At 68.5% G+C, this 26,345-nt stretch carries 25 protein-coding genes; 14 read left to right on the top strand and 11 right to left on the bottom strand.

Annotation, left to right across the window (positions count from 1 at the left end; genetic code table 11):
* Positions 1 to 14 precede the first annotated feature (14 nt).
* A complete protein-coding gene (locus ACYVKL_RS18860; protein ID WP_379165008.1) occupies positions 15 to 980 on the bottom strand; it encodes a metallophosphoesterase in 966 nt (321 codons plus the stop codon).
* Positions 981 to 1,063: 83 nt separating this feature from the next.
* Here ACYVKL_RS18860 and ACYVKL_RS18855 point away from each other — a divergent pair, with 83 nt between their 5' ends.
* Complete coding sequence (locus ACYVKL_RS18855; protein ID WP_379165007.1) at positions 1,064 to 1,528, top strand: GatB/YqeY domain-containing protein; 465 nt, start codon at positions 1,064 to 1,066, stop codon at positions 1,526 to 1,528.
* A 72-nt stretch (positions 1,529 to 1,600) separates the two neighbouring features.
* Here ACYVKL_RS18855 and ACYVKL_RS18850 read toward each other — a convergent pair whose 3' ends face one another.
* Positions 1,601 to 3,970 carry a penicillin-binding protein gene (locus ACYVKL_RS18850; RefSeq protein ID WP_379165005.1) on the bottom strand — a complete coding sequence of 790 codons (2,370 nt, stop codon included), beginning with the start codon at positions 3,968 to 3,970 and terminating at the stop codon, positions 1,601 to 1,603.
* A gap of 301 nt (positions 3,971 to 4,271) precedes the next feature.
* Here ACYVKL_RS18850 and ACYVKL_RS18845 point away from each other — a divergent pair, with 301 nt between their 5' ends.
* On the top strand, positions 4,272 to 4,595 hold the full coding sequence (locus ACYVKL_RS18845; protein WP_033089817.1) for a WhiB family transcriptional regulator: 324 nt from the start codon (positions 4,272 to 4,274) through the stop codon (positions 4,593 to 4,595).
* A 126-nt stretch (positions 4,596 to 4,721) separates the two neighbouring features.
* Here the strand turns inward: ACYVKL_RS18845 and ACYVKL_RS18840 are convergent, their stop codons facing one another.
* Together ACYVKL_RS18840 and ACYVKL_RS18835 are read right to left on the bottom strand one after the other, a co-directional pair.
* Positions 4,722 to 5,897: an ATPase BagB gene (locus tag ACYVKL_RS18840; protein WP_379165003.1), complete on the bottom strand. Its 1,176-nt coding sequence runs from the start codon at positions 5,895 to 5,897 to the stop codon at positions 4,722 to 4,724.
* Positions 5,898 to 5,899: 2 nt separating this feature from the next.
* Complete coding sequence (locus ACYVKL_RS18835; RefSeq protein WP_379165001.1) at positions 5,900 to 6,919, bottom strand: ATPase BagA; 1,020 nt, start codon at positions 6,917 to 6,919, stop codon at positions 5,900 to 5,902.
* A 182-nt stretch (positions 6,920 to 7,101) separates the two neighbouring features.
* On the opposite strand from ACYVKL_RS18835, the gene ACYVKL_RS18830 reads away from it, so the two are divergent.
* The 3 genes from ACYVKL_RS18830 (at position 7,102) to ACYVKL_RS18820 (ending at position 8,632) form a co-directional block, all read left to right on the top strand.
* Positions 7,102 to 7,266, top strand: coding sequence for a Sp36 family protein (locus ACYVKL_RS18830; protein WP_213558954.1), 165 nt, complete (start codon positions 7,102 to 7,104; stop codon positions 7,264 to 7,266).
* Positions 7,266 to 7,721 carry a RidA family protein gene (locus tag ACYVKL_RS18825; RefSeq protein ID WP_357190111.1) on the top strand — a complete coding sequence of 152 codons (456 nt, stop codon included), beginning with the start codon at positions 7,266 to 7,268 and terminating at the stop codon, positions 7,719 to 7,721. The genes ACYVKL_RS18830 and ACYVKL_RS18825 overlap by 1 nt, the downstream gene beginning before the upstream one ends.
* A gap of 104 nt (positions 7,722 to 7,825) precedes the next feature.
* The gene (locus ACYVKL_RS18820) at positions 7,826 to 8,632 is read left to right on the top strand and encodes an MBL fold metallo-hydrolase (protein ID WP_379164999.1); all 807 of its coding nucleotides are present in this window, start codon (positions 7,826 to 7,828) and stop codon (positions 8,630 to 8,632) included.
* A gap of 68 nt (positions 8,633 to 8,700) precedes the next feature.
* On the opposite strand, the gene ACYVKL_RS18815 is transcribed toward ACYVKL_RS18820, so the two are convergent.
* The gene (locus tag ACYVKL_RS18815; protein ID WP_213558957.1) at positions 8,701 to 9,375 is read right to left on the bottom strand and encodes a Crp/Fnr family transcriptional regulator; all 675 of its coding nucleotides are present in this window, start codon (positions 9,373 to 9,375) and stop codon (positions 8,701 to 8,703) included.
* A gap of 271 nt (positions 9,376 to 9,646) precedes the next feature.
* Positions 9,647 to 9,874 (bottom strand): hypothetical protein, encoded by a 228-nt coding sequence (locus ACYVKL_RS18810; RefSeq protein WP_081986109.1) that lies wholly within the window; start codon positions 9,872 to 9,874, stop codon positions 9,647 to 9,649.
* Positions 9,875 to 10,181: 307 nt separating this feature from the next.
* On the opposite strand from ACYVKL_RS18810, the gene nth reads away from it, so the two are divergent.
* Genes nth through ACYVKL_RS18790 form a run of 4 tightly spaced genes read left to right on the top strand, consistent with a single transcriptional unit; the run spans position 10,182 to position 13,477 of the window.
* A complete protein-coding gene (gene nth / locus ACYVKL_RS18805; RefSeq protein ID WP_213560782.1) occupies positions 10,182 to 10,862 on the top strand; it encodes an endonuclease III in 681 nt (226 codons plus the stop codon).
* Positions 10,859 to 11,518, top strand: coding sequence for a TlpA family protein disulfide reductase (locus ACYVKL_RS18800; RefSeq protein ID WP_379164997.1), 660 nt, complete (start codon positions 10,859 to 10,861; stop codon positions 11,516 to 11,518). The genes nth and ACYVKL_RS18800 overlap by 4 nt, the downstream gene beginning before the upstream one ends.
* A 40-nt stretch (positions 11,519 to 11,558) precedes the next feature.
* Positions 11,559 to 12,287 carry an NUDIX hydrolase gene (locus ACYVKL_RS18795; RefSeq protein WP_379164995.1) on the top strand — a complete coding sequence of 243 codons (729 nt, stop codon included), beginning with the start codon at positions 11,559 to 11,561 and terminating at the stop codon, positions 12,285 to 12,287.
* Positions 12,284 to 13,477 (top strand): MarP family serine protease, encoded by a 1,194-nt coding sequence (locus ACYVKL_RS18790; protein ID WP_379164993.1) that lies wholly within the window; start codon positions 12,284 to 12,286, stop codon positions 13,475 to 13,477. The genes ACYVKL_RS18795 and ACYVKL_RS18790 overlap by 4 nt, the downstream gene beginning before the upstream one ends.
* A gap of 70 nt (positions 13,478 to 13,547) precedes the next feature.
* Here ACYVKL_RS18790 and ACYVKL_RS18785 read toward each other — a convergent pair whose 3' ends face one another.
* The 4 genes from ACYVKL_RS18785 to acs all read right to left on the bottom strand — a co-directional run bounded on the left by ACYVKL_RS18785 (position 13,548) and on the right by acs (position 18,445).
* A complete protein-coding gene (locus ACYVKL_RS18785) occupies positions 13,548 to 14,498 on the bottom strand; it encodes an alpha/beta fold hydrolase (protein WP_213558960.1) in 951 nt (316 codons plus the stop codon).
* Between the two features lie 23 nt (positions 14,499 to 14,521).
* The gene (locus ACYVKL_RS18780; protein WP_213558961.1) at positions 14,522 to 15,031 is read right to left on the bottom strand and encodes a phage holin family protein; all 510 of its coding nucleotides are present in this window, start codon (positions 15,029 to 15,031) and stop codon (positions 14,522 to 14,524) included.
* Between the two features lie 41 nt (positions 15,032 to 15,072).
* Positions 15,073 to 16,299: a Na+/H+ antiporter NhaA gene (gene nhaA / locus ACYVKL_RS18775; RefSeq protein WP_379164991.1), complete on the bottom strand. Its 1,227-nt coding sequence runs from the start codon at positions 16,297 to 16,299 to the stop codon at positions 15,073 to 15,075.
* A gap of 199 nt (positions 16,300 to 16,498) precedes the next feature.
* Positions 16,499 to 18,445, bottom strand: coding sequence for an acetate--CoA ligase (acs, locus tag ACYVKL_RS18770; protein WP_379164989.1), 1,947 nt, complete (start codon positions 18,443 to 18,445; stop codon positions 16,499 to 16,501).
* Positions 18,446 to 18,625: 180 nt separating this feature from the next.
* Between acs and ACYVKL_RS18765 the strand changes: the two genes are divergently transcribed.
* From ACYVKL_RS18765 to ACYVKL_RS18745, 5 genes are all read left to right on the top strand, one after another.
* Entirely contained in the window at positions 18,626 to 20,233 is a 1,608-nt protein-coding gene (locus ACYVKL_RS18765; RefSeq protein ID WP_379164988.1) for a peptide ABC transporter substrate-binding protein, read from the top strand.
* Between the two features lie 4 nt (positions 20,234 to 20,237).
* The gene (locus ACYVKL_RS18760) at positions 20,238 to 21,164 is read left to right on the top strand and encodes an ABC transporter permease (RefSeq protein ID WP_213558963.1); all 927 of its coding nucleotides are present in this window, start codon (positions 20,238 to 20,240) and stop codon (positions 21,162 to 21,164) included.
* A 13-nt stretch (positions 21,165 to 21,177) separates the two neighbouring features.
* The gene (locus ACYVKL_RS18755; RefSeq protein WP_246598288.1) at positions 21,178 to 22,137 is read left to right on the top strand and encodes an ABC transporter permease; all 960 of its coding nucleotides are present in this window, start codon (positions 21,178 to 21,180) and stop codon (positions 22,135 to 22,137) included.
* Entirely contained in the window at positions 22,134 to 23,804 is a 1,671-nt protein-coding gene (locus ACYVKL_RS18750; protein WP_379164985.1) for a dipeptide ABC transporter ATP-binding protein, read from the top strand. The genes ACYVKL_RS18755 and ACYVKL_RS18750 overlap by 4 nt, the downstream gene beginning before the upstream one ends.
* A gap of 130 nt (positions 23,805 to 23,934) precedes the next feature.
* Positions 23,935 to 24,681 carry a Fic family protein gene (locus tag ACYVKL_RS18745; RefSeq protein WP_379164983.1) on the top strand — a complete coding sequence of 249 codons (747 nt, stop codon included), beginning with the start codon at positions 23,935 to 23,937 and terminating at the stop codon, positions 24,679 to 24,681.
* Between the two features lie 469 nt (positions 24,682 to 25,150).
* Here ACYVKL_RS18745 and ACYVKL_RS18740 read toward each other — a convergent pair whose 3' ends face one another.
* Positions 25,151 to 25,951 (bottom strand): HAD family hydrolase, encoded by an 801-nt coding sequence (locus ACYVKL_RS18740; protein ID WP_379164981.1) that lies wholly within the window; start codon positions 25,949 to 25,951, stop codon positions 25,151 to 25,153.
* Between the last annotated feature and the right edge of the window lie 394 nt (positions 25,952 to 26,345).

Here is a 26,345-nt window from a genome sequence, read left to right as displayed (position 1 = left end):
TCGCCGCGGCACATTCAGCGTGCGACAGCCTCCGAGGACGCGGTGCGACCGCGACCCGACTCGGCCACCGGCTTCTTCGGCGGCGCGCCGACCAACGTCAGCAACGTCGCCTCCGGACGGCAGCAGAACCGGTACGGCGCCCACGGCGACGTCCCCAGCCCCGCCGACACGTGCAGCCGGGTGTGCGCGCCCCAGCGCGAAGCACCCTTCACCCGCGCCCGGTCGATACCGCAGTTGGTGACCAGCGCGCCGAACCCCGGCACGCACAGCTGCCCGCCGTGGGTGTGGCCCGCCATCACCAGGTCGTAACCGTCGGCCGCGAACCGGTCCAGCACCCGCGGCTCCGGCGAGTGGGTAAGCCCGATGCTCAAGTCCGCCAACGGATTCGGCGCACCCGCCACGGTCTCGTAGCGGTCCCGCTTCAGGTGCGGATCATCGACGCCCGCGGTGGAGATCTTCACGCCCGAGACCTCGATATCGCGGCGCACATGGGTCAGATCCAGCCAGCCGCGCTCGGTGAACGCCGCCCGCATGTCCTGCCACGGCAGCGGCTCGCCGTACACCCGCTTGTGGTCCTTCTTGAAGTACTTGAGCGGATTCTTCGGCACCGGCGCGAAGTAGTCGTTCGAGCCGAACACGAAAATGCCGGGGCGCGCGAGCAATCCGCCCAGCGACTGCACCACCGACGGCACCGACTTCAGGTGCGACAGATTGTCCCCGGTGTTCACCACCAGATCCGGCTCCAGCCGGTCCAGCTCCCGCAGCCACGCCTGCTTCAACTGCTGCCCGGGCATCATGTGCAGATCGCTGATGTGTAGCACCCGTAGTGACGGCTTGCCCGGTTCCAGCACCGGCAGCGTCGCCTCACGCAGCGTGAAGGCATTGCGCTCGATGAGCGTCGCGTATCCGATTCCGGCGACCGCGGCCCCGGCGGCTCCCAGTGCGGCACGGCTGAGGGCGGTGGTCGAGAAGACGGGCATTTGCCCAGAATAGGCGACCCGGCTGAGAAACATCGAGTCAAATGAGCTGGACCACGATAGAAGTCCCTCGTACCGTGGCGATCATGTCGGAACTCAAATCCAAGCTGCGGGCGGACATGACCACCGCGATGAAGAGCAAGGACAAGCTGCGCCTCGGCACCCTGCGCATGCTGCTGTCCGCGATTCAGAACGCGGAGGTCGCCGGATCCGAGGCCCGCGAGCTTTCCGACCCGGAGGTCATCGTCGTCCTGCAGAAGGAGGCGAAGAAGCGCAACGAAGCCGCCGTCGTCTACGAGCAGGCCGGGCGCGGCGAGCTGGCCGCCAACGAGCGCGCCGAGGAATCGATCATCGAGGAGTACCTGCCCACCCAACTCACCGAGGCCGAGGTGGCCGAGGTCGCCGACACCGCCATCGCCCAGGTCGCCGAACAGCTCGGGGAGCGGCCCGGCATGCGGCAGATGGGTCAGGTCATGAAGGCCGCGACCGTGCTCGCGGCCGGCCGCGCCGACGGGACCCGGATCTCCGCGGCCGTGAAGGCCCGGCTCTGACCCTGTATCAGTCGATACGGAAAAGGCCCGGAGTGAGAACCTCACTCCGGGCCCTTTCTTGTACCTGCCGCGCTAGCGCGGGATGGGGATCGGGATCGGGATCGGCGGCAGCGCGGGAATCGTGATGCCCGGCAGGCCCGGCACCGTCGGCGGCGCGTTCGGCGGCGGCGTCGGTACCGGCAGCTGCGAGCCGTCACTCACGTACATCGTGATCACCGAGCCCGGGATCGCCGACCCGTTCGGCGACACGTTCATGACCGTGCCCTTGCCCGCGCCCGGCTGGGTCACCACCGTCACCTGGAAGCCCGCACCGACCAGCGCCGCGTTGGCCTCGGCCTGCTGCATGCCGATGACGTCCGGGATCTGCGAATTGTTCGATCCGCGCACGTACTTGTCGTCGACGGGCGGCAGACCCGCCGGCGGGAAGCGGTCGAGCACGTTCTTCATCGCGCCCAGGTAGGTGCGGGCCGGCTCGTTACCGCCGTACAGGTTTCCGCTGCCGCAGCTGCGCAGCGGGAACGAGCAGATCTCACCGGGCGTCGGGCTGTCGCCGTAGACGTAGGACGCGCCCGCGAAGCCGTTGGTGAAGGCCAGGAAGGCCGAGGACCGGTGACTCTCGGTGGTGCCGGTCTTCGCCGAGGTCGGAATGTTCCAGCCGACGGCATGCGCGGAACCGGCACCGGTACCGCTCACCACGTCCTGGCCCAGCGCCACCGCGAGAGTGTTGGCCAGACCCGGATCCACCACCTGCTCACACGCCTGCTGGGTCAGCGGCACCGGCTTGCCGCTGCGGTCCACCACCTCCTTGATCGGGGTGGGCGGGCACCACTTGCCTCCGGAGGCCAGGGTGGCGGCCACATTCGACAGCTCCACCGGGTTGATCGCGACCGGTCCCAGGGTGAACGAGCCCAGGTTCTGGTCCTTGACCATGTCCGCGAGGCTCTGGTTCCCGTGGCCGGAGGTGCCGGGCAGGGTATACGAGCGCATGCCGAGCCGGACCGCCATGTCCACGGTCGGGGCGACGCCGACGGCCTGGATCAGCTTGACGAAGGCCGTGTTCGGCGAGGTCGCCAGCGCTTCGGTCACCGACATCGAACCCTTGTAGGCGCCCGCGTTCTTCACGCAGTACGTCTCGGGCGGACAGCCGGGCGTGCCGGAGTTACCCATGCCCTTGGCGGAGAAGAACGCCGGCACATCCAGGGTGGCGTTGATGCCCAGGCCCTTCTCCATGGCGGCGGCCGTGGTGAAGATCTTGAAGATCGAGCCCGCGCCGTCGCCGACCATCGAGTACGGCTGCGGCTGCACGGTCTGATGCGCGCCCGCGTCCAGGCCGTAGACGCGGCTGGAGCCCATCGCCAGCAGCGGATGCGAATCCTGGCCGGGGGCGATGATGTTCATGACCTCGGCGATGTCGTCGAGATTCGGGTTGGTGTTGGCGGCCAGCGAGTCCCGCACCTGGTCCTGCACGGCAGGGTCCAGGGTGGTCTTGATCAGGTAGCCGCCCTTCTCCAGCTGATCGCGGCTGATGCCGGCGTTGGTCAGATACTGCATCGCGTAATCGCAGAAGAAGCCGCGGTCGTTGGCCGCGATGCAGCCGCGCGAGAGGCTCTTGGGCTCGGGCAGCACGCCCAGCGTCGTGTCCTTCGCCTTACGGAACTCCTCCGCCCGGCTGGGCACGTTCTGGATCAGGGTGTCGAGCACGGTGTTCCGGCGCTCCAGCACGCCCGCGGCGTTGGTGTACGGGTTCAGCTTGGAGCTGGACTGCACCATGCCGGCCAGCATCGCCGACTGCACGATGTTCAGGTCCTTGGCGTCCACGCCGAAGTACGTCTGCGCGGCGTCCTGGATGCCGTAGGAGCCGTTGCCGAAGGGCACCAGGTTGAGATACCGGGTGAGGATCTCGTCCTTGGTGAGCCGCTTGTCCAGCGTCAGCGCCATGCGGATCTCACGGATCTTGCGGGCGGGGGTGGTCTCGATGGCGGCCCGGCGCTCGGCGTCGGTCTTGGCCACCACCAGCAGCAGGTAGTTCTTCACGTACTGCTGGTCGATGGTGGAACCACCCTGGGAGACCTGGCCGCCGGAGGTGTTGGTCAGGAAGGCCCGGAAGGTGCCCTGCCAGTCCACACCGTGGTGGTCGGCGAAGCGCTTGTCCTCGACCGAGACAAGGGCCAGCTTCATGTTGTTGGAGATCTTGTCGCTGGGGACCTCGAAGCGGCGCTGCTCGTACAGCCAGGCGAAGGGCGTCCCATTCGTGTCCACCATGGTCGAGACCGCGGGCACGCTGCCCTCGACCAGTTCGGCGGAGACGTTGTCGACGGCGTCGGCTGCGCGGTTGGAGATGAACCCGAAGCCACCGGCCAACGGGAACAGCAATCCGGCCAGCAGCACGGCTGCCAAGACGCACGCGCCTGCCAGTCTCCAGAGCGTTCGTGTGATCGGCACGGGCCCTAGCCTAATTGGCCTTTCGGACACTCGGTGTTCGCCCGCCACGGGTGTCCTTTCGTCCCCAAAGGTACGGACTGCCCGGTTCCATGCACGGAATGCGTGGACGGACGTACCAGAAAATCTCGGGACGGTCTTGCGCAGCCGATACACCACTATCTAGATTGAGAACCCAGTGTGATAGAGCTAACACTCAAAGTGGAATGTGGTGCAGAACGCAGTGGGGTTGGGTAACTGCGCGCTGCACTCGCGATTCTGGAGCGCCGTGACCCGGTGTTCGGACTGCAAAGGGGCACACCAAATGCACATGACTACCCCGATCGCTCGATTGGACGTGGAGCAGGCCGAAGCGAGAATCGCCTGGGTTTCCCAGGCCCGATGCAAGGAAGTGGATCCCGACCAGCTGTTCGTGCGTGGCGCGGCACAGCGCAAAGCCGCCACCATCTGCCGGCACTGCCCGGTGCTGATGGAGTGCGGAGCGGACGCCCTCGACAACCGAGTCGAGTTCGGTGTGTGGGGCGGCATGACCGAGCGGCAGCGCCGCGCGCTGCTCAAGCAGCACCCGGAGGTGACGAGCTGGGCGGACTTCTTCCGCGTCCAGCGATCACAGAAGGTAGCGATGTAAGCGAGTATCCCTTACCCAGATCCCCCCTATAAGCAGAACGGATCGAGCCCGCGGGAGCGGGCTCGATCCGTGTCCGGGGTCGGATCCGGGCATTTCAAACCAAAGGGTCGAAAGCCCTGCCACGTGTCAGGCGGGCTTGCCGCCTGCCTCGACCAGCTGATCACCGACGGCGCGCAGCGCCTCCAGATCGGCGACCTCGAAGGGCAGCGCGGTGACGGCCACGATGGGGACACTCGGGTGCGCGCCCGTGAACCGGTGCAGCAGATGCTGCTCCCGCTTCGCGGTGGCGGCCCGATGAGCGTGGATGCGCAGCACCGCGGCCGCGAGCGCCTCGGGCGTGCCGGCCTCGGCCTCCGGGGCCGCGCCGTTCTCCGATGGCGGGACCAGCCGATCCGCCGCGACCTGAGCCTGCTCGGCGGACAGCGAGCTCAGCACCGGGTGCGTGCGATTGAGCACCAACCCGGCCATCGGCATCTTGTCGGTCGAGAGCCGATCCACGAAGAAGCTCGCCTCGCGCAGCGCGTCCGGTTCGGCCGCGGCCACCACCAGGAAGTGGGTGCCCGGCCGCGACAGCATGGCGTAGGTGCGGTCGGCCCGATCCTGGAAGCCGCCGAACATGGACTCCAGTGACTGCAAGAAGACACTGGCGTCTTTGAGAAGCTGACCGCCGACGATGGTCGAGACGCCCCGCAGCGCCAGGCTCATGGCGCCGGCGACGAACTTTCCGACCCCGCGGCCCGGGGCCATGATGACCCGGATCATCTTGCCGTTGAGGAAGTTGCCCAGCCGCTTGGGCGCGTCCAGGAAGTCGAGGGCGTTCCGCGAGGGCGGGGTGTCGACCACGATCAGGTCCCACTCGCGTTTGGCGGCGAGCTGACCCAGCTTCTCCATCGCCATGTACTCCTGGGTGCCACCGAAGGAGGACGCGACGGTCTGATAGATCGGGTTGGCGAAGATTTGCTCGGCCTTGTCGGCGGTGGTGTGCTCGAGCACCATCTCGTCGAAGGTGCGGCGCATGTTCAGCATCATGGCGAACAGTTCGCCCTTGGCCTCGGGCCCGAGCTCCACCTTCTGCGGCTTGTTGCCGAGATCGCTGACGCCCAGGGATTGGGCCAGCCGACGTGCGGGATCGATGGTCAGCACCACGACCTTGCGGCCCGCCTCGGCGGCCCGCAGCGCGATGGCCGCGGCCGTGGTGGTCTTGCCGACGCCGCCGGAACCGCAGCACACCACGATCCGGGCCGAGGAGTCGGCGATGATCTTCGAGACATCCAGGGGCACAGTGCCTGCCGGAACGACCATGACTAGCGAACCCCCTGCGCGCTCAAGACTTCGGCCAGCTCGTAGAGCCCGCCCAGATCCATGCCGTCGGCCAGCGCCGGCAGGTACAGCCGCGAGATGTCGAGCTGGGACAGCTCGGCGGCGCTCTCGTCCTGGGCGGCCAGTCGCGCGGAGTGCTCCACGGTCTCGGCGACCAGGCCCTGGAAGTCGGCCTCGGACAAGGTGACTCCGGCCTCGGCCAGCCCGGCCCGCAGGGCCTCGACGTCGACCTCACCGACCGCGGCGCGTTCGCGCGCGGTCTGCGGCAGGTAGCCCTCGCTGGCGCGGTTCACGATGACCGCGCCGATGTTCATGTCGTTGGCGGTGAGTTCGGCGACCGCGTCGGCGGTCTCCTGCACCGGCAGCGCCTCCAGCAGCGTGACCAGGTGGATCATGGTCTGCTCGGAGTGCAGCAGCTTGGACACGCCCTCGGCCTGCGAGGCGATCGGCCCGCCGCCGGCGATGTCGGCCATGGCCTGGGTGACGTCCAGGAAGCTGGCGATGCGTCCGGTCGGGGGCGCGTCGATGACGATCTCGTCGTAGGCGGGCTTGCCGGACTTGTCGGCGCGCACCGCGCATTCCTTGATCTTGCCGGTGAGGATGACGTCTCGTAGGCCCGGCGCGATGGTGGTGACGAACTCGATCGCCCCCACCCGGCGCATGGCCCGGCCGGCGAAGCCGAGGTTGTAGAACATGTCGAGGTATTCCAGGAAGGCGTGCTCGACATCGAGGGCCAGGGCCATCACCTCGCCGCCGCCGTCCGCGGTGGCGATGCGAGTCTCGGTGGGCGGCAACGGCGGCAGATCGAACAGCTGCGCGATCGACTGTCTGCCCTCGACCTCGACCAACAGCACCCGGCGCCCCCCGGCGGCCAGTGCGAGCGCGAGCGCCGCGGCGACCGTCGACTTCCCGGTGCCCCCCTTCCCGGACACGTAATGCAGGCGGGCTTTGTCCGCCCGCTCCGGCCAACCTGCTTCGACCCCCGGCTCAACCGAAACGGGCACTGCTATCGGTACTCCCACGCTCGCGAGCCTATAACTCGTTCCGAATTCCTGCCCACAGGACTTGGCAACTGTCTGATACACCACTCCGGCCGAGACTCTGCCAGACCCGTATGTCCCAATCCCGCAGCGTAGTCGGAGGGTCTGTGGGACTGATGGAACCGGGCCGGGGCTACTCTCAGCGCATGAGTGAAGTGACCGTGTGGGAGTACGCGACGGTGCCCCTGTTGACCCATGCCACCAAGGCCATCCTGGACCAGTGGGGTTCCGACGGCTGGGAACTCGTCACCGTGCTCCCCGGCCCGACCGGTGAGCAGCACGTCGCCTACCTGAAGCGGGCGAAGAGCTGATGGGCTGGGCCGAGAACCTGAAGGAACTCGGGCTCGAACTGCCGCCGGCTCCGAAGCCGGTCGCGGTGTACGTACCGGGCGTCCGGTCCGGCAATTACGTCTACACCTCCGGCCAGCTGCCGTTCGTCGACGGCGCACTGCCGCTGACCGGCAAGCTCGGCGCGGAGATCACCATCGAGCAGGGCGCGGAAATGGCCAAGCTGGCCGCGCTCAACGCGCTGTCGGTGGTGAACGACCTGGTCGGCCTCGACAATGTGGTGCGCATCGTCAAGGTGGTCGGGTTCGTGGCCTCCGCGGCTGGTTTCAACAGTCAGCCGCTGGTCATCAACGGCGCGTCGGAGCTGCTCGGCGCGGTGCTCGGCGAGGCCGGGGTGCACGCCCGTTCCGCCGTCGGCGTCAACGAGCTGCCCCTGAACACCCCCGTCGAGGTGGAGCTCATCGCCGAGGTGCGCTGACCCCACTGAAATCCTTTGGGGCACAGCAAGGCTCGAGGCACAGTTGAAAGCGTGATGCGTTCGACACTGGACGCATCACGCTCGGTCCATTAGGACGGAAAAGTATGACGATCACCCACCCCGCGTACGAGCAACTGCGGCAAGTGACTCCGTCCGCCGCCGTCGTGCTGGCCGACAATCCCAGCGGAATGACGTTGCAGGGCACCAACACCTGGCTGCTGCGCGCCCCCGGCGCCACCGAATACGTGCTGGTCGACCCGGGTCCGAAGGACCGCAAGCACACCGAGGCGCTGGTCCGCGCGACCGGCGGCGAGATCGTGCTGACCCTGATCACCCATGAGCACGCGGACCACACCGGCGGCATCGACCACCTGGTGAAGGCCACCGGAACCCCGGTGCGCGCCAAGGGCTCCGAGTTCCTGCGGGGCTCGGGCACGGTGCTGGCCGACGGCGAGGTCATCGAGGCGGCCGGGCTGCGCATCACGGTGCTCGCCACCCCCGGTCACACCGGGGACTCGCTCAGCTTCGTGGTCGACGGACCGGACGGCGAACGGGTCCTGCTCACCGGTGACACCGTGCTGGGCAGTGGGACGACGGTCCTGGAATCCTCGGACGGCGCGCTGGCCGACTACCTGGATTCGCTGAATCGCTTGGTGGCCGTCGCCCCGGGGCGCACGCTGCTGCCGGCGCACGGTCCCGATCACCCTGATGCCGAACCGGTCATCCGCTTCTACATCGCCCATCGCGAGGAGCGCCTGAACCAGGTCCGCGCCGCGCTGGAGAAGCTCGGCCCGAAGGCCAAGTCCCTGCAGATCGTCGCCGAGGTCTACGCCGACGTCGACAAGCGGCTGTGGCCCGCGGCGCACAGCTCGGTCAAAGCCCAGCTGGCGTACCTGCGTTCGCGGGGCTAGAACCACGGAAGGACCGGGCATCACCGCTCTGGAGGTGATGCCCGGTCCTTCGTGTTGTTCTGGTCGCCCTAGCGGGCGCGGCGGGCCAGCCGCTCCGAGTCGGAGATCAGCACGCTCTTGCCCTCGAGTCGCAGCCAGCCGCGGTGCGCGAAGTCGGCCAGGGCCTTGTTCACGGTTTCGCGGGAGGCGCCGACCAACTGGGCGATCTCTTCCTGGGTCAGGTCGTGGGTCACGCGCAGCGCGCCCGCTTCCTGGGTGCCGAAACGCTGGGCGAGCTGCAGCAGCGCCTTGGCGACACGACCCGGCACGTCGGTGAAGATCAGGTCGGCCAGGTTGTTGTTGGTGCGGCGCAGGCGGCGGGCGAGCACCCGCAGCAGCTGCTCGGCGATCTCCGGCCGCTGGTCGATCCACGCCTTGAGGGCGTCCCGGTCCATGGTGACCGCGCGGACCTCGGTGACGGTGGTGGCCGTCGAGGTGCGCGGGCCCGGGTCGAAGATCGAGAGCTCGCCGAACATGTCGGACGGGCCCATGATCGTCAGCAGGTTCTCCCGGCCGTCGGGGGAGCGACGGCCGATCTTCACCTTGCCCGAGGTGATGATGTACAGCCGGTCGCCGGGCTCGCCCTCGTTGAAGATGACGTGGCCGCGCGGAAAGTCAACGGGCTGCAGCTGTTTGGTAAGAGCGGCGACCGCGGTGGGCTCGACGCCTTGGAAGATGCCTGCTCTGGCGAGGGCCTCGTCCACGAATGTGCTCCTTATGGGAAATGGCTCTGTCCTGGACCGAAACGACTCGGCCGACAGTGCAGTCTACTTTGCATTACCGCCGGGTAGTGATAGACACCACGCGCCGAGCTCATTCTCAGACACGCGGAGCCGCAGTACGCGACGCACAACGCAAGCTTGCGACACGCTTTCTACGAATCTACGACACGCCGTGAGACCGGCGTCATGAAGATCGTAAAAAGTGGTCCGGGGCTCGTTGCCACCGGACCACTCGACCGCCGACCCGCCCGGGTCAGCTGGCTTGCGCGACGTCCATTCCCTTGGCCGCGGGCCGGGCGCGCCGCGGACGCGCCGCCGCGGCCGGCAACCCCAGCTTGGTCAGATCGCTGACCTCGGCGTTCGTGGCTCGGTCGAGGTACTGCTGAACTTCCGGGTCGGGTTCGAGAAGCTTGCGAAGTCGATTCTCGACCCGTTCCATCACCAACGCGAACAGCATCAGCGCTATCGGAAACAGCACCACAGCGAGTCCTTGCATAGGCAGCAGTAAACACGCCGAAGGTCTCAGATGGAACACGGCAGGCCCGCTGGCCGGTTGTGACGTAGTACCGGTTCCGTAAGGTGGACGCGTGCGTGTCTCTGAATCCAACGCGGCCCTGAGCGGGGCAGACCCGGATAATTCGGGCCTCGCGACAGCAAAAACGGGCACTGTCGCGGCGCCCGGCGGGACCGCGGCCGATGTCGCGGATGCGCCACGTTTCGTGCGCCCGGCCAAAGCGCGCAAGCGGGACAAAGAGACTCGGACCGGCCTCGTTCGGCGCGCGCGCCGCATGTATCGGGAAATGACGGTCGAGTTCCCGGATGCGCACTGTGAGCTTGATTTCACTACGCCGCTCGAATTGGCGGTCGCCACAATTCTTTCCGCGCAGTGCACCGATGTGCGTGTGAACCAGACCACACCCGCGCTGTTCGTGAAGTACCGCAGCGCACGCGATTACGCCGAGGCCAATCGGGCCGAGCTGGAGGAGTACATCCGGCCCACCGGCTTCTACCGCAACAAGACCAATTCGCTGATCGGGCTCGGGCAGGAGTTGGTCGAGCGCTTCGACGGCGAGCTGCCGGGCACCCTCGACGAGCTGGTCACCCTGCCCGGCATCGGGCGCAAGACCGCGAATGTCGTGCTCGGCAATGCCTTCGGCGTCCCCGGCATCACCGTCGACACTCATTTCGGCCGGTTGGTGCGGCGTTGGGGCTGGACCGCGGAGGAGGATCCGGTCAAGGTCGAGCACGCCGTCGGCGCGCTGATCGAACGCAAGGACTGGACCATGCTCTCGCACCGGGTGATCTTCCACGGCCGCCGCGTGTGCCATGCCCGCAAGCCGGCCTGCGGCGCCTGCCTGCTGGCCAACGACTGCCCGTCCTTCGGGGAGGGGCCGACCGATCCGGCCGAGGCGGCCAAACTCGTGAAGGGCCCGGAGACCGAGCATCTTCTCGAACTGGTCGGCCTGTGAGCGCGGAGGCGACGCGGGGCAACACCTGGTGGCGGTGGGTGCTGGCGGCGGTGATCGTCCCCGTGGCGGCGGTGGTCGCGCTGTGGCCGCAGCTGGACCGCTCCGACGATCACGGCACCGCCACCGGTCCGGCGACCGCCACCCCGGTCGAACCGGCTGTCTCCGAGGCGGATCGGACCGCGGCCGCCCTGGCCGCCTGCCCGCGGCCCACCGGCGCGCCCGTCGGCGACAGCCCGCTGCGCGGCATCACCCTGGACTGCCTGGCCGACGGCGCACCCGTGGACCTGGTCGCGGCGCTGGCCGGCAAGCCCGCGCTGATCAACCTGTGGGCGTACTGGTGCGGCCCGTGCGCGGAGGAACTGCCGCTGCTGCAGCAGTTCTCGCAGCAGGCCGGGACCGCGCTCACCGTGCTGACCGTGCACAGTGATCCCGGCACCGGCAAGGCGCTGGCGCGGCTGAGCGGGCTGGGCATCCACCTGCCCGGCGTCGAGGACCCGAACGCCAAGGTCCGCAGCGCCGTCGGGGCGCCGGCCGTGCTGCCGATCTCGGTGCTGTTGCGCGCCGACGGCACCGTTGCGAAAGTCGTGGTGCGCCCCTTCCACAGCGTCGAGGACATCGCCGCTACTGTCGCCGCCGAGTTGGGTGTCAGAGCGTGAGGGCGGCGGGTCGGTTGTGGTTTTCGGCGAGGGTGTGGTGATGAGACTCGAGGCGTCCGGCAACGGAATTCCGGCGTGGCTACGCGGGGTGGCCGAGCACGATCCGGCCGATCCCACCGGTGTGAACCCGGTGCTGCGGCGGAATGTCATGCGGCGCTTCGCCGCTGCGGCGACCAATCCGCGCGACGCGGCGGTGCTGGTGCTGTTCGGCGGCTCCCCGGACGCGGATCCGACCGCTCCGGGCGGGCTCCCCGGCGACGCCGATGTACTGCTCACCCAGCGTGCCGCCACCCTGCGCCAGCACGGCGGCCAGGTGGCGTTCCCCGGCGGCGGGGTGGAGCCGCAGGACGACGGCCCGATCAGCACCGCCCTGCGCGAGGCCAACGAGGAGACCGGCCTCGACCCCGCGAGCGTGGAGCCGATCGCGGTGCTGCCCAAGATCTTCGTGCCGCCGTCGCGGTTCGATGTGACGCCAGTGGTCGCCTATTGGCGCACCCCCGGCGCGGTGGGGGTGGTGAGCGAGACCGAGGCGGCCCGCGTGGCGCGGGTGCCGGTGTCGGAGCTCATCGATCCGGCCAATCGTTTCGTGGTGCGGCATCCGCTGGGCTATATGGGCCCGGCGTTCGCCGTGGACGGAATGCTGGTGTGGGGGTTCACCGCCGGCGTGCTCGCCGGACTGCTGGCGGTATCCGGGTGGGAACACGAATGGGACCATCACGATGTACGTGATCTGCAGGCCTCCTTGGCCGCGGTAGGGATGACATTATGAGCGCCTCTGGCTGGCTCGATCTCGGCATCATCATTCTGGCGTTGCTGGCGGCCACCTCCGGGTGGCGGCAGGGCGCGGTCGCCTCGGCGCTGGCCTTCCTGGGCGTCATCCTGGGTGCGGTGGCCGGCATCCTGATCGCGCCCCACATCCTGCGACATCTGAGCGAGGGCCGCACCCGGGTGCTGGTGGGCGTGCTGCTCATCGTGGCGCTGGTGATCATCGGCGAGGTCGCGGGCATGGTGCTCGGGCGGGCGGCGCGCGGCGGCATGCGCGATCCGTTCACCCGCAGCGTGGACAGCGTGGTCGGCGCGGGCCTGCAGGCGGTGGCGGTGCTGGCCACCGCGTGGCTGCTGGCGCTGCCCCTGACCAACTCGTCGCAGCCCGGCATCGCGGCCGCGGTCACCAACTCCCAGGTGCTGCGCAATGTCGACCATGTGGCGCCGGACTGGCTGCGCCGGGTGCCGACCGACTTCTCCAACCTGCTCAACACCTCCGGGCTGCCGGACGTGATCGGCCCGTTCGGGCATGTCCCGATCACCGCCGTGGAGCCGCCCGACGCCAGCGTGCTGCAGCTGCCGATCGCCCAGCAGCTGCAGGGCAGCGTGCTGCGCATCCGCGGGATCGCGCCCAGTTGCCAACGGCAGCTGGAGGGTTCGGGCTTCGTGGTCGCCCCGGAACGGGTGATGACGAACGCGCACGTGGTGGCGGGCACCAACAGCGTGAGCGTGGACACCGCGCGCGGACCGCTCACGGCCACCGTGGTGTTGTTCGACTCGAACAAGGACGTGGCGATCCTCGCGGTGCCGGGCCTGACCGCCCAGCCGCTGGCCCTGGCCCCGTCCGACGCCTCCTCGGGGGAGAGCTCGATCGTGCTCGGTTATCCGGGTGGCGGGCGCTACACGGCCAGTGCGGCGCGCGTGCGTGAGACGCTGAACCTGAAGGGCCCCAACATCTATCGCGACTCCGACGTCAAGCGTGAGGTGTACACCATCCGCGGGCAGGTCCGGGCCGGTAACTCCGGCGGGCCGCTGGTGGACACCGACGGCCGGATCCTGGGCGTGGTGTTCGGCGCGGCCGTCACCGACGACGACACCGGCTACGTGCTGACCCTCGACGAGGTGAAGCCCGAACTGGATTCGGCGACGAGCCAGTCCAACGCCGTCGGCACGGGCAGCTGTGTGCTGAGCTGATTCCCGGCTGATCCGAAACGAGCGGCGGCCCCCGGCGACATGATTCGCCGGGGGCCGCCGCGTAGCTCGTCTAGGTCAGCAGTTTCGCGATCTCCGCGGTCACCGCTTCCGGGTTCTCCTGGTGCGCATAGTGACCCGCTTCGGGGATCTCGACCAGCCGCCGCTGCGGCGACAGCTGCCGTCCGCGGTGGATGGTGCCGGGCAGGATGTAGCGGTCTCGATCGCCGTACATGGCGAGCGTGGGCACCCGCACCGGTTCGCTCATGGCCGACATGAAACGTCGGCCGTCGGGCCGCCATTGGCTGCGGAAGGCCCAGCGCTGGTATTCCAGCGCACAGTGTGCCGCCCCCGGGATGCGGATGGCGGTGCGCATGCGGCGCGCGGTGTCGGCGAATTCCTCGGTGGCCGAGAACCGTTCGCCGACCCGGTCGCGCAGCAGCAGTTCGATCTCGATGCCGTCGTCGCGGGTGAGCCGGTGCTCGGGCAGCCGCGGCAGCTGGCAGCGCAGGAAGTTCGGCAGCCAGGCGGTGCGCTGCGCCTCGTCGCGCAGCACGGCCCGCTTCAGGGCCACCGGGTGCGGGGAGCTGATCAGGCCGATGGAGCTCACCACCCGCGGGTGCAGGACGGCGGTGGCCCAGCACACCAGTCCGCCCTCGGCGTGGCCGATCAGGGTGGCTTCGGTGTGTCCCAGGGCCCGGACGAGTCCGGCGACGTCACCGGCGAGGGTCCAGCCGTCGTAGCCGCGCGGCGGCTTGTCCGTGTCGCCGTAACCGCGCAGGTCCACCGCGACGGTGCGGAAGCCGAGCTCCGCGAGCCCGGTCAGCTGATGCCGCCACGACCACCAGAAGTCGCCGAAGCCGTGCAGCAGCACCACCAGCGGCGGCGCGGCGCCCGCCTGGGCGGTCCCGGCGGGCGTGGCCTCGACGACATGGAAGCGAATGCCGTTGGCGCGCACGTCGCGATGGGTCCACGGCCCGTCATAGCGGACTGCGGACGGATCCGGCTGCGAATTCGACGACACGCCGAAGGAGCGTAATCGAAGGTCTAGGACCGCGGCTTGCCGACCGTGGCGTCCACGGCCGGCTCGTCGGAGTGGCTGAAGCTGCTCGCCAGCAGGGTCTGCGTGTCCTTCAGCGAGCCGATGGTCTTCTCGGGCGCGCGCAGCTTGCGCACCTTCAGGTAGCCCAGCAGACCGCAGGCCGCGACCGCCGCGATCATCAGCAGGAACACCACCAGGAACGCGGCCCAGCGCGGCATCCACACGTCCAGCAGTTCGGCGAGGAAGAAGAAAAAGAAGAAGGAGCTGAACAGCAGGATGGTCAGCGCCAGGATGAAGAAGACGCTGCCCTGCAGGCCCTTCTTGATCTCACCGGTGACCTCGGTTTTGGCGAGCTCCACCTCGGCGCGCACCAGCGTCGACATCTGTTCGGTGGCGTCGCGGACCAGACTGCCGATGGTGGCCGACTGGTGGGCGTCGATATCGGACAACGGAATCGAGGTGACGGTGCGGGTGCGGTTCCCGTCGTAGCCGTTACCGCCCTGTGTGAAGCTCAATTGCTCGACCCTTCTCCATGTCCCGGTAGTACTGTCCGGTGTCACTCTTGACTTTGCAGTGCGCGCTCGTCACGTCGTGCCTGGTGAGCACGGCCACGACGCAACAGTAGCGCCGAACCGGCCAGGGAAGCCGCCAAAGACGTGAGCAACACCGCCGCTTTCGCGAGTTCTGCCGCCGACCCGTCACCGACGTCTTCCAAGGCCAGTTCTGCCACCAAGAGGCTAACGGTGAAGCCGATCGCACCCAGTACCGACAGGGCGAACATGTCCCGATACCCGAGATCGCCCGGTCGTTCCGCGATGCCCAACCGCACCGCGAGCCAACTGAATCCGAAGATACCGATGGTCTTTCCGACCAGCAGACCCAGGATGATCGCCAGTGACAGCCGGTTGGTGAACAGCTTCGACAGCACCTCGGAATCCAGCGGGACGCCGGAGGCGAACAACGCGAACAGCGGCACGCACAGCGCCGCGGAGATGGGCTGGAAGAAATGCTCGAGCCGGGCGGCGGGCACACAGTGCTCGTCCTCGTCCGGGTCCGGGCGCACCCGGGTCAGCAGACCGCACGCGACGCCGGCCAGGGTGGCGTGGATCCCGGCCTCGTGCAGCGCGTACCAGGAGAGCAGGCCGAGCGGCACATAGAGGAACGGGGTGCCGATCCGGAACTTCTGGCCCAGCGCCCAGCCGGCGAAGCAGGCGATCGCGGTCAGCAGCCACAGCATCTTCAGGGTGGTGGTGAACAGCACCGCGATCAGCAGGATGGCGATCAGGTCGTCGACCACGGCCAGGCTGAGCAGGAACACCCGGGCGCTGGCCGGGATCCGCGACCCGGTCATGGCCAGCACCGCCAGCGCGAAGGCGATGTCGGTGGCGACCGGGATGGCCCAGCCGCGATCCATGCCGTCCACCCCGTGCCCGACCGCCATGGCGATGAGCGCGGGCATCACCACGCCGCCGAGCGCGGCCACGATGGGCAGGGTGGCGCGTTTGCGGTCGGCGAGTTCGCCGACCACCAGCTCGCGTTTGAGCTCCAGACCGGCGACGAAGAAGAAGATGGCGAGCAGGCCGTCCTTGGTCCAGTCGGCCAGCGTGAGGTCCAGGTGCAGGGCCGGGATCGCGAGCTTGGTGTCGACCATGGTGGTGTAGCTCGCGCCCCACGGCGAGTTGACCCAGATGAGCGCACCCGCGGCGGCGATGAGAAGGAGTGCGCCACCGAAGGTTTCGGTTCTCAGATAGCGCGCGAGCTCCGATCGGACCTGAGCGATCACAGGGGTGCACCTTTCAGCCGTCGACAGAACAGCGGCGTGCACACCACTGACGGGATTCTCGGCACAACCGCATGCCGACCAGACTTCCCGGCACACCTTTTTGCGCAATTCTAACGGTTTGCCTGGAAATTCTTGACCACCCCACAGCGGCGAGGCCCCCTGATCATCGATCAGGGGGCCTCGCTCCGGGTCTTCCGATCTACGCCTTACCGGCCCGGATGGACTCGAAGACGTTGGGATCCACCAGGGTTGAGGTGTCACCCAGCTCGCGGCCCTCGGCCACGTCGCGCAGCAGGCGGCGCATGATCTTGCCCGAGCGAGTCTTGGGCAGTTCCGGCACCACGTGGATCTCGCGCGGGCGCGCGATCGGGGAGATCTCCCGCGAGACCTCGGCCTTGAGCTCGGCGACCAGATCCGCGCCGGTGTCCTTGGCCTCGGCGGTCAGGATCACGAACGCCACGATGCCCTGACCGGTGGTGTCGTCGGACGCGCCGACCACCGCCGCCTCCGCCACGCCCGAATGCCCGACCAGCGCGGACTCCACCTCGGCGGTCGAGATGCGGTGGCCCGACACGTTCATCACGTCATCGACGCGGCCGAGCACCCACAGGTCCCCGTCCTTGTCGAGCTTCGCGCCGTCGCCGGCGAAGTACCAGCCCTTCTCGGCGTAGCGCGACCAGTAGGTGTCCACGTAGCGGTCGTTGTCGCCCCAGATGCCGCGCAGCATGGACGGCCACGGCTCGTCGAGCACCAGGTATCCGTTGGCCTCGGTCTCGCCCAGCTCGACCGGATTGCCTTCCTCGTCAACGACTTTCGCCGAGACGCCCGGCAGCGGGGTCATAGCCGCGCCCGGCTTGGCCGCGGTCACGCCCGGCAGCGGGGAGATCATGATGGCGCCGGTCTCGGTCTGCCACCAGGTGTCCACGATGGGAGTCTTGTTGCCGCCCACCACATCCCGGTACCAGCGCCAGGCCTCCGGGTTGATCGGCTCGCCGACCGAACCCAGCAGCCGCAGGCTCGACAGGTCGTGCGAATCCGGGATCTCGCGACCCCACTTCATGAAGGTGCGGACCAGCGTCGGCGCCGTGTAATAGATGCTGACGCCGTACTTCTCGATGATCTGCCAGTGCCGGTGCTCGTCCGGGAAGTTCGGGGTGCCCTCGTAGACGATCTCGGTGGCGCGGTTGGCCAGCGGGCCGTACACGATGTAGCTGTGCCCGGTCACCCAGCCGATGTCGGCGGTGCACCAGTACACGTCCTGGCCGGGCTTGTGGTCGAACACCTGGTGGTGGGTGTACGCCGCCTGGGTCAGGTAGCCGCCGGAGGTGTGCAGGATGCCCTTGGGCTTCCCGGTGGTGCCGGAGGTGTAGAGGATGAACAGCGGGTGCTCGGCGTCGAAGGCCTGCGCCTCGTGCTCGGGGGAGGACAGCGAGACGGTCTCGTCCCACCAGATGTCGCGGCCCTCGGTCATCTCGGTGTCGAGGCCGGTGCGGCGCACCACCAGAACATGCTCGACGGTCGAATCACCTTCGGCGAGAGCCTCGTCCACGGCCGCCTTGAGCGGGGCCGCGGCGCCACGCCGCCACTGGCCGTCGGTGGTGATGACCAGCTTGGCCGCGGCGTCGTCGACGCGCTGGCGCAGGGCGCTGGGGGAGAAGCCGGCGAAGACCACCGAATGGGTCAGACCCAGGCGGGCGCAGGCCAGCATCGACACGATGGCCTCGGGGACCATCGGCATGTAGATGGCGACCCGGTCGCCCGCGACCAGGCCCAGCCCGGTCAGGTAGTTCGCCGCCCGCGACACCTCGGCCAGCAGTTCGGAGTAGGTGAGATCGCGGGAATCGCCGGGCTCACCCTCCCAGTGGATGGCGACCTGATCGCCGTGCCCGTCGATGACGTGCCGGTCCACACAGTTGTAAGCGACATTGAGCTTGCCGTCGGCGAACCACTTGGCGAAGGGGGCGTCATCCCAGTCCAGCACCTGGGTGAAGGGCTGATGCCAGTGCAGCCGTCGCGCCTGCTCGGCCCAGAAGCCCTCACGATCCGCTCGGGCCCGAGCGTGGAGCGAGGCGTCGCCATTGGCGGCGGCCGCGAACTCAGCGCTGGGCGGATAGGCATCCAGGTGGTCGGCGGATGTCTCGGTCATCTCGTCTCTTCTTCTCTCGCGTGCATGCCGCGTGGGGTGACGGCGGCCACGTCCGACCCTAACCGACTGTGACCTGGGCCGGGACTCGCTGTCTCGATCGGTGGGGCGTTACCGCTGACAACCGGGGTGCGGGTGGCTACTGTCCCTTTCACCGACAGCGGCTCGAGGCGGGAGAACGCGTTGAGAATCAGAGGGATCGCCGTACTGGCCGCGGTGCTCGCGCTGATCGCCGCCGCGGGACTCACCGGATGCGCCGTCACCCCGGCCTACGGGGACATGATCGCGGTCAACGGCAGCGAACCGCAGAATCCGCTGATCCCCTCCAATACCAACGAGAACGGCGGCGGGCGCATCGTCGACCGGCTCTTCGCGGGACTGCGCTACATCGACCAGCACGGTGCCCTGCACGACGAGGTCGCCCAGTCCATCGACACCACCGACCAGCAGCACTACCGGATCACCCTGAAGCCCGGGTGGACCTTCAGCGACGGAACACAGGTCACCGCACACTCTTTCGTCGACGCCTGGAACTACGGTGCGCTGGTCACCAACGCGCAGTTGCAGAGCTACACCTACGGGCCGATCGTCGGATTCGCGGACGTGCAGGCGGATCCGCCACGCGCGCAGACCATGTCGGGGCTGAAGGTGGTCGACGATCTGCACTTCACCGTCGACCTGGTGGCGCCCACCATCGACTTCCGGACGCGGCTGGCGTACGCGCCGTTCTATCCGCTGCCCGCCGCCGCCTTCAAGGACATGAAGGCGTTCGGGCAGCACCCGATCGGCAACGGCCCCTACCGATTCGCCGACGGCAACGCCTGGCAGCACGACGTCCAGCTCACCGTGGTCCCCAACGAGAGCTACCGGGGCGGGCGGCCGCCCCGCAACAAGGGCCTGACCTTCGTGTTCTACTCCAACTTCGACGCCGCCTACTCCGACCTGCTGGCCGACAACCTCGACGTGCTCGACACCATCCCGGACAGCGCCATCGCCGTGTACAAGCACGATCTCGGCGACCGCGCCATCGAGGCCCCGACCGCGCAGAACCAGTGGCTCGGCTTCCAATCGAACCTGGCGCACTTCGGCGGCGAGGAGGGGCGGCTGCGGCGCCAGGCGCTCTCGATGGCCATCGATCGCGCGCAGATCGGGCGGAAGATCTTCCACGGCACCAGAATTCCCGCCCGCGACTTCACCTCCGCGGTACTGCCCGGATTCGATCCGAACCTGCCCGGCTCCAACGTCCTCGACTACAACCCGGCCGAGGCCGTCCGGCTGTGGAACCAGGCCGACGCCATCGCCCCCTGGAGCGGGAGCTTCGAGATCGCCTACAACGCCGACGGCGGCCACCAGGCCTGGATCGACGCCCTGGCCAACAGCATTCGCAACACGCTGCACATCGACGCCGTCGGCGCGCCCTACCCGACCTTCAAGCAACTGCGCGACCAGGTCGTGCACCGCACCATCGGCAAGGCCTTCCGCTACGGCTGGCAGGGCGACTACCCGACCATGCTGCAATTCCTCGAACCCGGCTTCGTGACCGGCTCGGAATCCAACGACGTCGACTACAGCAACCCGGAATTCGACCGGCTGCTCACCGCCGCCGAAGCCGCGCCCACCGAAGAGGAGTCGTGGAAGCTGGTGGGGCAGGCCCAATCCGTGCTGCTGCGCGACCTGCCCACCATCCCGGTCTTCGACTACATCAACTCCGCCGGCTACTCCAAACGCGTGCACAACGTGGTCATGACCTGGAACGGACTGGCCGACTTCGAGAACATCGAGCTGAGGTGACCTGATGGCCTGGTACATAGCGCGGCGGCTGCTGCAGATGATCCCGGTGTTCTTCGGCGCGACGCTGCTCATCTACTTCCTGATCTGGAAGGTCACCGGCGGCTCGGTCACGGCACTGGCCGGACAGCGCACGCTGACACCGGCGCTGGAAGCGCAGCTGAAGGCGCAATACGGGCTGGACAAACCGTTCTGGTGGCAGTACCTGCACTACCTCAAAGGCATCGTCACCCTCGACTTCGGCACCTCGTACTCGGGACGGCCGGTGCGTGAAGTGCTCGCCCGAGCCTTCCCGATCACCTTCCGGCTGGCCCTGCTGGCCGTGTTCTTCGAAGCGGTGTTCGGCATCGCGTTCGGCGTCGTCGCCGGACTGCGCAAAGGCGGCTGGTTCGACTCCACCATGCTGGTGCTCAGCCTGCTCGTGATCGCCATGCCCATCTTCGTGATCGGCTTCCTCGCCCAGTTCCTGTTCGGCGTCACCTGGCACCTCGCACCCGTCACCGTCGGCTCCGACGTGAGCATCCCGCGACTCGTCCTGCCCGCCCTCGTCCTCGCCTCCCTGTCGTTCGCCTACGTGCTGCGACTGACCCGGAACTCGGTGGCGGAGAACAAGGATGCCGACTTCGTGCGCACCGCCACCGCCAAGGGACTACCGCGCCGGCGCGTCGTCGTCGTGCACATCCTGCGGAACTCGCTCATCCCGGTCGTCACCTTCGTCGGCGCCGACCTGGGCGCGCTCATGGGCGGGGCCATCGTCACCGAGGGCATCTTCAACATCCCCGGCGTCGGCGGCACCCTCTACCAGGCCGTGGTGCGTGGCGAAGCGCCGACCGTGGTGTCCTTCGTGACCGCGCTCATCGTCATCTTCCTGCTCTCCAACCTGATCGTGGACCTGCTCTACGCCGTGCTCGACCCGCGGATCCGCTATGCCTGACGGGAGCGCCGACATGACCGAAACCCCACAGCCACAGCACGATCCGCGCCCCGGACAGGAACGCTGGGTGGCGCCGCCCGACGCCGTCGAAGTGGTCGCCACCGACAAGGTCGACGTGCGCGGCACGCCCGCCGGCTTCTGGGGCTCGGCCTGGCGGCAGCTGCGACGCAAACCACTGTTCCTGGTCTCGATCGCCATCATCGTGCTGGTACTGCTGGTCGCCGCGTTCCCCGGCCTGTTCACCGGACAGGACCCCCGGCACTGCGTGGTGGATTTCAGCCTCGCGCCGCCCGATCGGCACCACTGGTTCGGCTACGACCTGCAAGGCTGCGACATCTACGCCCGCACCATCTACGGGGCGCGGGCCTCCGTGCTCACCGGCGTCGGCGCCACCCTGCTGTTCCTGCTCGTCGGCGGCAGCCTCGGCGCGCTCGCGGGATTCTATGGGGGACCACTGGATTCGATCATCTCCCGGATCGCCGAGATCGTGTACGCCATCCCGCTCATGCTCGCCGCCATCGTCCTCATGCAGCTGGCCGGGCACCGCACCATCTGGGTGGTCATCGCGATCCTCGCGGCCTTCACCTGGCCGCAGGTGGCGCGCATCGCCCGCGGCTCCGTACTCGCCGCCAAAGGCAACGACTACGTGCTCGCCGCGACCGCGCTCGGGGTGTCACGCTTCCGGATCCTGCTGCGGCACATCATCCCCAACGCGCTCGGGCCGGTCATCGTGGTCACCACCATCTGGCTGGGCGTCTTCATCGTCACCGAGGCCACCCTGTCGTTCCTCGGCGTCGGCCTGCCGCCCACCGAAGTGTCCTGGGGCGCCGACATCGCCGCCGGACAACGGCAACTGCGCGCCGGCTCGCTGATCCTGTTCTACCCGGCCACCGCGCTGGCCCTGACCGTGCTCGGCTTCATCATGCTCGGCGACGCCCTGCGCGACGCACTCGACCCGAAGGAGCGGCGATGAGCGAGCCCCTGCTCGACATCCGGGACCTGCGAGTGTGTTTCGGCGCCGGAGACGACCGGGTCGAAGCCGTGCGCGGCGTCGACCTCACCGTGTACCCCGGACAGACCGTCGCCATCGTGGGGGAATCCGGATCCGGGAAGTCCACCACCGCGCACGCCGTCATCGGACTGCTGCCCGGCGGCGGACGCGTGGAATCGGGCAGCATCCGCTTCGCGGGCCGCGAGCTCGCCGGAGCCTCCGCATCCGACCTGGTCGCGGTGCGCGGCAACGGAATCGGATTCGTGCCGCAGGACCCCATGTCCAACCTCGACCCGGTCTGGAAGGTCGGCTTCCAGATCTCGGAAACCCTCGCCGCCAACGGGATCGCGCGCGGCCGGGCCGCCCGGCAGCGGGCCGTCGAACTCCTCGCCGAGGCCGGCATCAAGGAACCCGAACGCCGCGCCGGGCAATACCCGCACGAATACTCGGGCGGCATGCGGCAACGCGCGCTCATCGCCATCGGGCTCTCGGCGCGGCCGCGACTGCTCATCGCCGACGAACCCACCTCCGCGCTCGACGTCACCGTGCAACGCCAGATCCTCGACCACATCGACGAACTGACCCGCGAACTCGGCACCGCCCTGCTGCTCATCACCCACGACCTCGGCCTCGCCGCCGAACGCGCCGAACACCTCGTGGTCATGTACCGCGGCCGCGTCGTCGAATCCGGTCCGGCCGCCGAGATTCTGCGCGAACCCCGCCACGAGTACACCCGGCGGCTGGTGGCCGCCGCACCCTCGCTCGCCGCCCGGCGCAGCGCCACCACCACCGAACGCGCCGCCTACCGGGACCTCGCCATCGATGTGGCCGCCGCCGAGGCTGCCGGCGAACCCGACGACATCGTGGTCGCCGACGGACTCACCAAGCGGTATCGCGTCCGGGGCTCGGTGCCGTGGAAGCACACCGAATTCACCGCCGCCGAGGACGTCTCGTTCCGGCTGCGCCGCGGGACCACAACCGCACTGGTCGGCGAATCGGGGTCGGGCAAGACCACGGTCGCCTCGATGGTGCTCGGATTGGACACGCCCACAGCGGGTTCGGTCGCCTTCGACGGCAAGGATGTCGCCGAGCTGGCCCGGCGGACACCGCTCGCCTTCCGTCGCCGCATCCAGCCGATCTTCCAAAACCCTTACGGGTCACTGGATCCCACCTACTCCATTCACCGCGCCATCGCCGAACCGCTGCGCACCCACCGCATCGGCAACCGGGAATCTCGCGACGCCCGGGTCCGGGAGCTTCTCGACCTGGTCGCGCTGCCGTCCGCGGTCGCCGCGCGCTATCCGCGCGAATTGTCCGGCGGCCAGCGGCAACGCGTCGCCATCGCCCGTGCGCTGGCCCTGGAACCCGAACTGATCGTGTGCGACGAAGCGGTCTCCGCCCTCGACGTGCTGGTGCAGGACCAGATCCTGAACCTGCTCAACACCCTGCAAGCCGAGTTCGGGCTCTCCTACCTGTTCATCACCCACGACCTCGCCGTGGTCCGCCAGATCGCCGACTCGGTCCTGGTCATGCAGGACGGCAAGGTGGCCGAATCGGCCTCGACCGCGGACCTGTTCGACCATCCGCAGTCGCCCTATACGCAGCGTCTGCTCGAAGCGATCCCCGGTCGCGACCTGCTCGTGGGCTGACGCGGATTTCCGGGCCGCCTCGCACGACCCGCCGCGGGCGGATCGGAACATTGCCGTCGGGGGCATCGCCCCGGAGTCGACGGCAGGTGGTGGCCGGGGCGCGGGGTACCAGCCAGTAGCCTCGTATCTCGTGACCGACCCGCTGCAGCCCCTCGTCGACCTGCCCGGCGTGCTCGAAGCCGCCGACAAGGCTCGTGACGCGCTCGCCGAGGTGCACCGCCACCGGGCGAACCGCCGCGGCTGGCCGACCACCGCCGCCGAAGCGGCCGTCCGCGCGGCTCGCTCCTCGGCCGTCATCGAAGGCGGAACCATCGACCTGCCCGCCGACGGCAATGTCGAGGACCCTATTTTGGCGGGTTCACTGCGGGTCGGCCAGGCCCTGGACGCCGAGGCCCTCACCAACTTGGTCGGAGTCTGGCAACGTGCGCCCTTGCAGGCGCTCGCCCGGCTGCACCTGCTCGCTGCCGCCGACCTGGTCGAGGATCCGCAGCAGCTGGGCCGCCCCCGCGCTGTGCCCGGTGTCGCCGAACGGCTGGACCTGCTGGCCCAGACCGTCACCACGAGCAAGGCTCCCGCCCCGGTGCTCGCGGCCGTCGTGCACGGTGAACTGCTCTCGCTGCGACCCTTCGGCACGGCCGACGGCATCGTCGCCCGCGCCGCCTCCCGGCTCGTGGCGGTATCCAGTGGCCTTGACCCGCGCAGCCTCGGAGTCCCCGAAGTCTTCCTGCTCCGCCGCCGCCAGGCCTACCTCGACGCCGCGGCCGCCTTCGGCATGGGCACGCCGGAAGGGGTGGGCGGCTGGGTGATCTTCATCTGCGGCGCGCTCGAGGACGGCGCGCGCGAAGCCCGCTCGATCGCGGATTCCGCTTCGGGGTAAATGCCCCTATCGGTGAAAAGTATTGCGCGCCATGGGATTTCAATGACCCTGCACGCGTAAGAGCGGGCGGCGTAGTCGCTGTTCTGCGACCTCACCGCCCGCTAGCACGGACCACCCGGTTACCAAGCGTGCTTTTCGGGTTGTGTCTCTTCGGCCTCGGCGAGCTCTCCGGGATCCGGTGGTTCATCCCCGCATGGATGCGAGGCCCTCGCCGTCGAAATCTCGGATAACGCAGGCCCACAACTACTCTTGCCCTTGTCGCGGCGTGCTCCGCGTGGGTGCCTGGCGTCCGTGCTGGGAAGGGTGGGATGGGAGGTCGAATCTTCTCTTCCGATCCGATCTTGGCCTTCCGTCCTTCCGTGCCTCCATTGTTACCCCGTGACCGCCGTCACAGCAAGACCTGGGGAAACATTCCAATACTCGGCGTTTCGGGGTGGTTTCGGGCTCGGCGATTCGGACAGATGACCGGTCAGCGCCGGCGGCGCAGCAGCCGGTAACTGAGCGCCCCGGCGGCCACCGCGCTCAACCCGACCGCGAGCGACGCCGCCACCGTGGTGGTGGTCGGGGCCGGGATCCGCGCCCACAGCGACACCGGATTCGTGAAGGCCAGAATGGGCCAGCCGCGCGCGGCGGCCTCGCGGCGCAGGCCCCGGTCCGGGTTCACCGCGGTCGGATGGCCGACCACCTCCAGCATCGGGAGGTCGGTCACCGAGTCGGAGTAGGCGTAGCAGCGGGCCAGATCGTAATCGTATTGCGCGGCAAGCTTTTCGATCGCCTCGACTTTGCCCGGGCCGTAACAGTAGAACTCGACTTCACCGGCGTACCGGCCGTTCTCGATGACCATGCGGGTGGCGGCGAAGTGGTCCGCGCCCAGGGCGGCCGCGATCGGGGCCACCACCTCCTCGCCGGAGGCGGACACGATCACCACGTCATGGCCTCGAATCCGATGGTCCGCAATGAGATCCGCGGCCTCGGCGTAGATCAGCGGGTCCACGATGTCATGCAGTGTCTCGGCCACGATCGACCGCACCTGATCGACATCCCAGCCCGCGCACATCTTGGTGAGATGCTCCCGCATCCGCTCCATCTGATCGTGATCGGCGCCGGACAGCAGGAACAGGAAATGCGCGTAACTGCTCTCCAGCACCGCGCGGCGGCTGAGCAGCCCCTGATCCAGGAACGGCTTGCTGAAGACGAAGGCGCTCGATCGGGCGATCACCGTCTTGTCGAGATCGAAGAAGGCGGCGACTCGTCCGCGTTCGGCTGTCACGCGTCCAGGATATGGTTCCGGGCCGCGCGGCGGGCGGCATGGGCCTCCCGCGCGGGTCCGGGGCGCTCTCCGGACCGGTCATTCGGTGCGCCGGACCGCGTGTCGAAGCTCACGTTTCGAAGCGTGTCCATCGGGGTTAGCCAGGCGGAAGCCGAGCCGTCAGGACGGGAAAAAGACTCGCCGGGCGGACTTGCAATGCGGCCGGGGCTTGGGTGTAGTATCGCAGTTACCTGGACTAGTCCAGGCGCGTTCAGCCCGACCCCCCGGGGCTGAACCCGACGGCCCCAGCCTCCTCCCCCCCCGGCTGGGGCCGTCCTCTATTTACGGACAGGTTCCGAATCCCCACGCGCTCCTCGAGTTATGCACAGGCCGCGTGTTATCCACACTCGCCGCA

Source organism: Nocardia tengchongensis (genome assembly GCF_054781395.1).
This window is presented reverse-complemented; position numbering and strand designations above follow the sequence as displayed.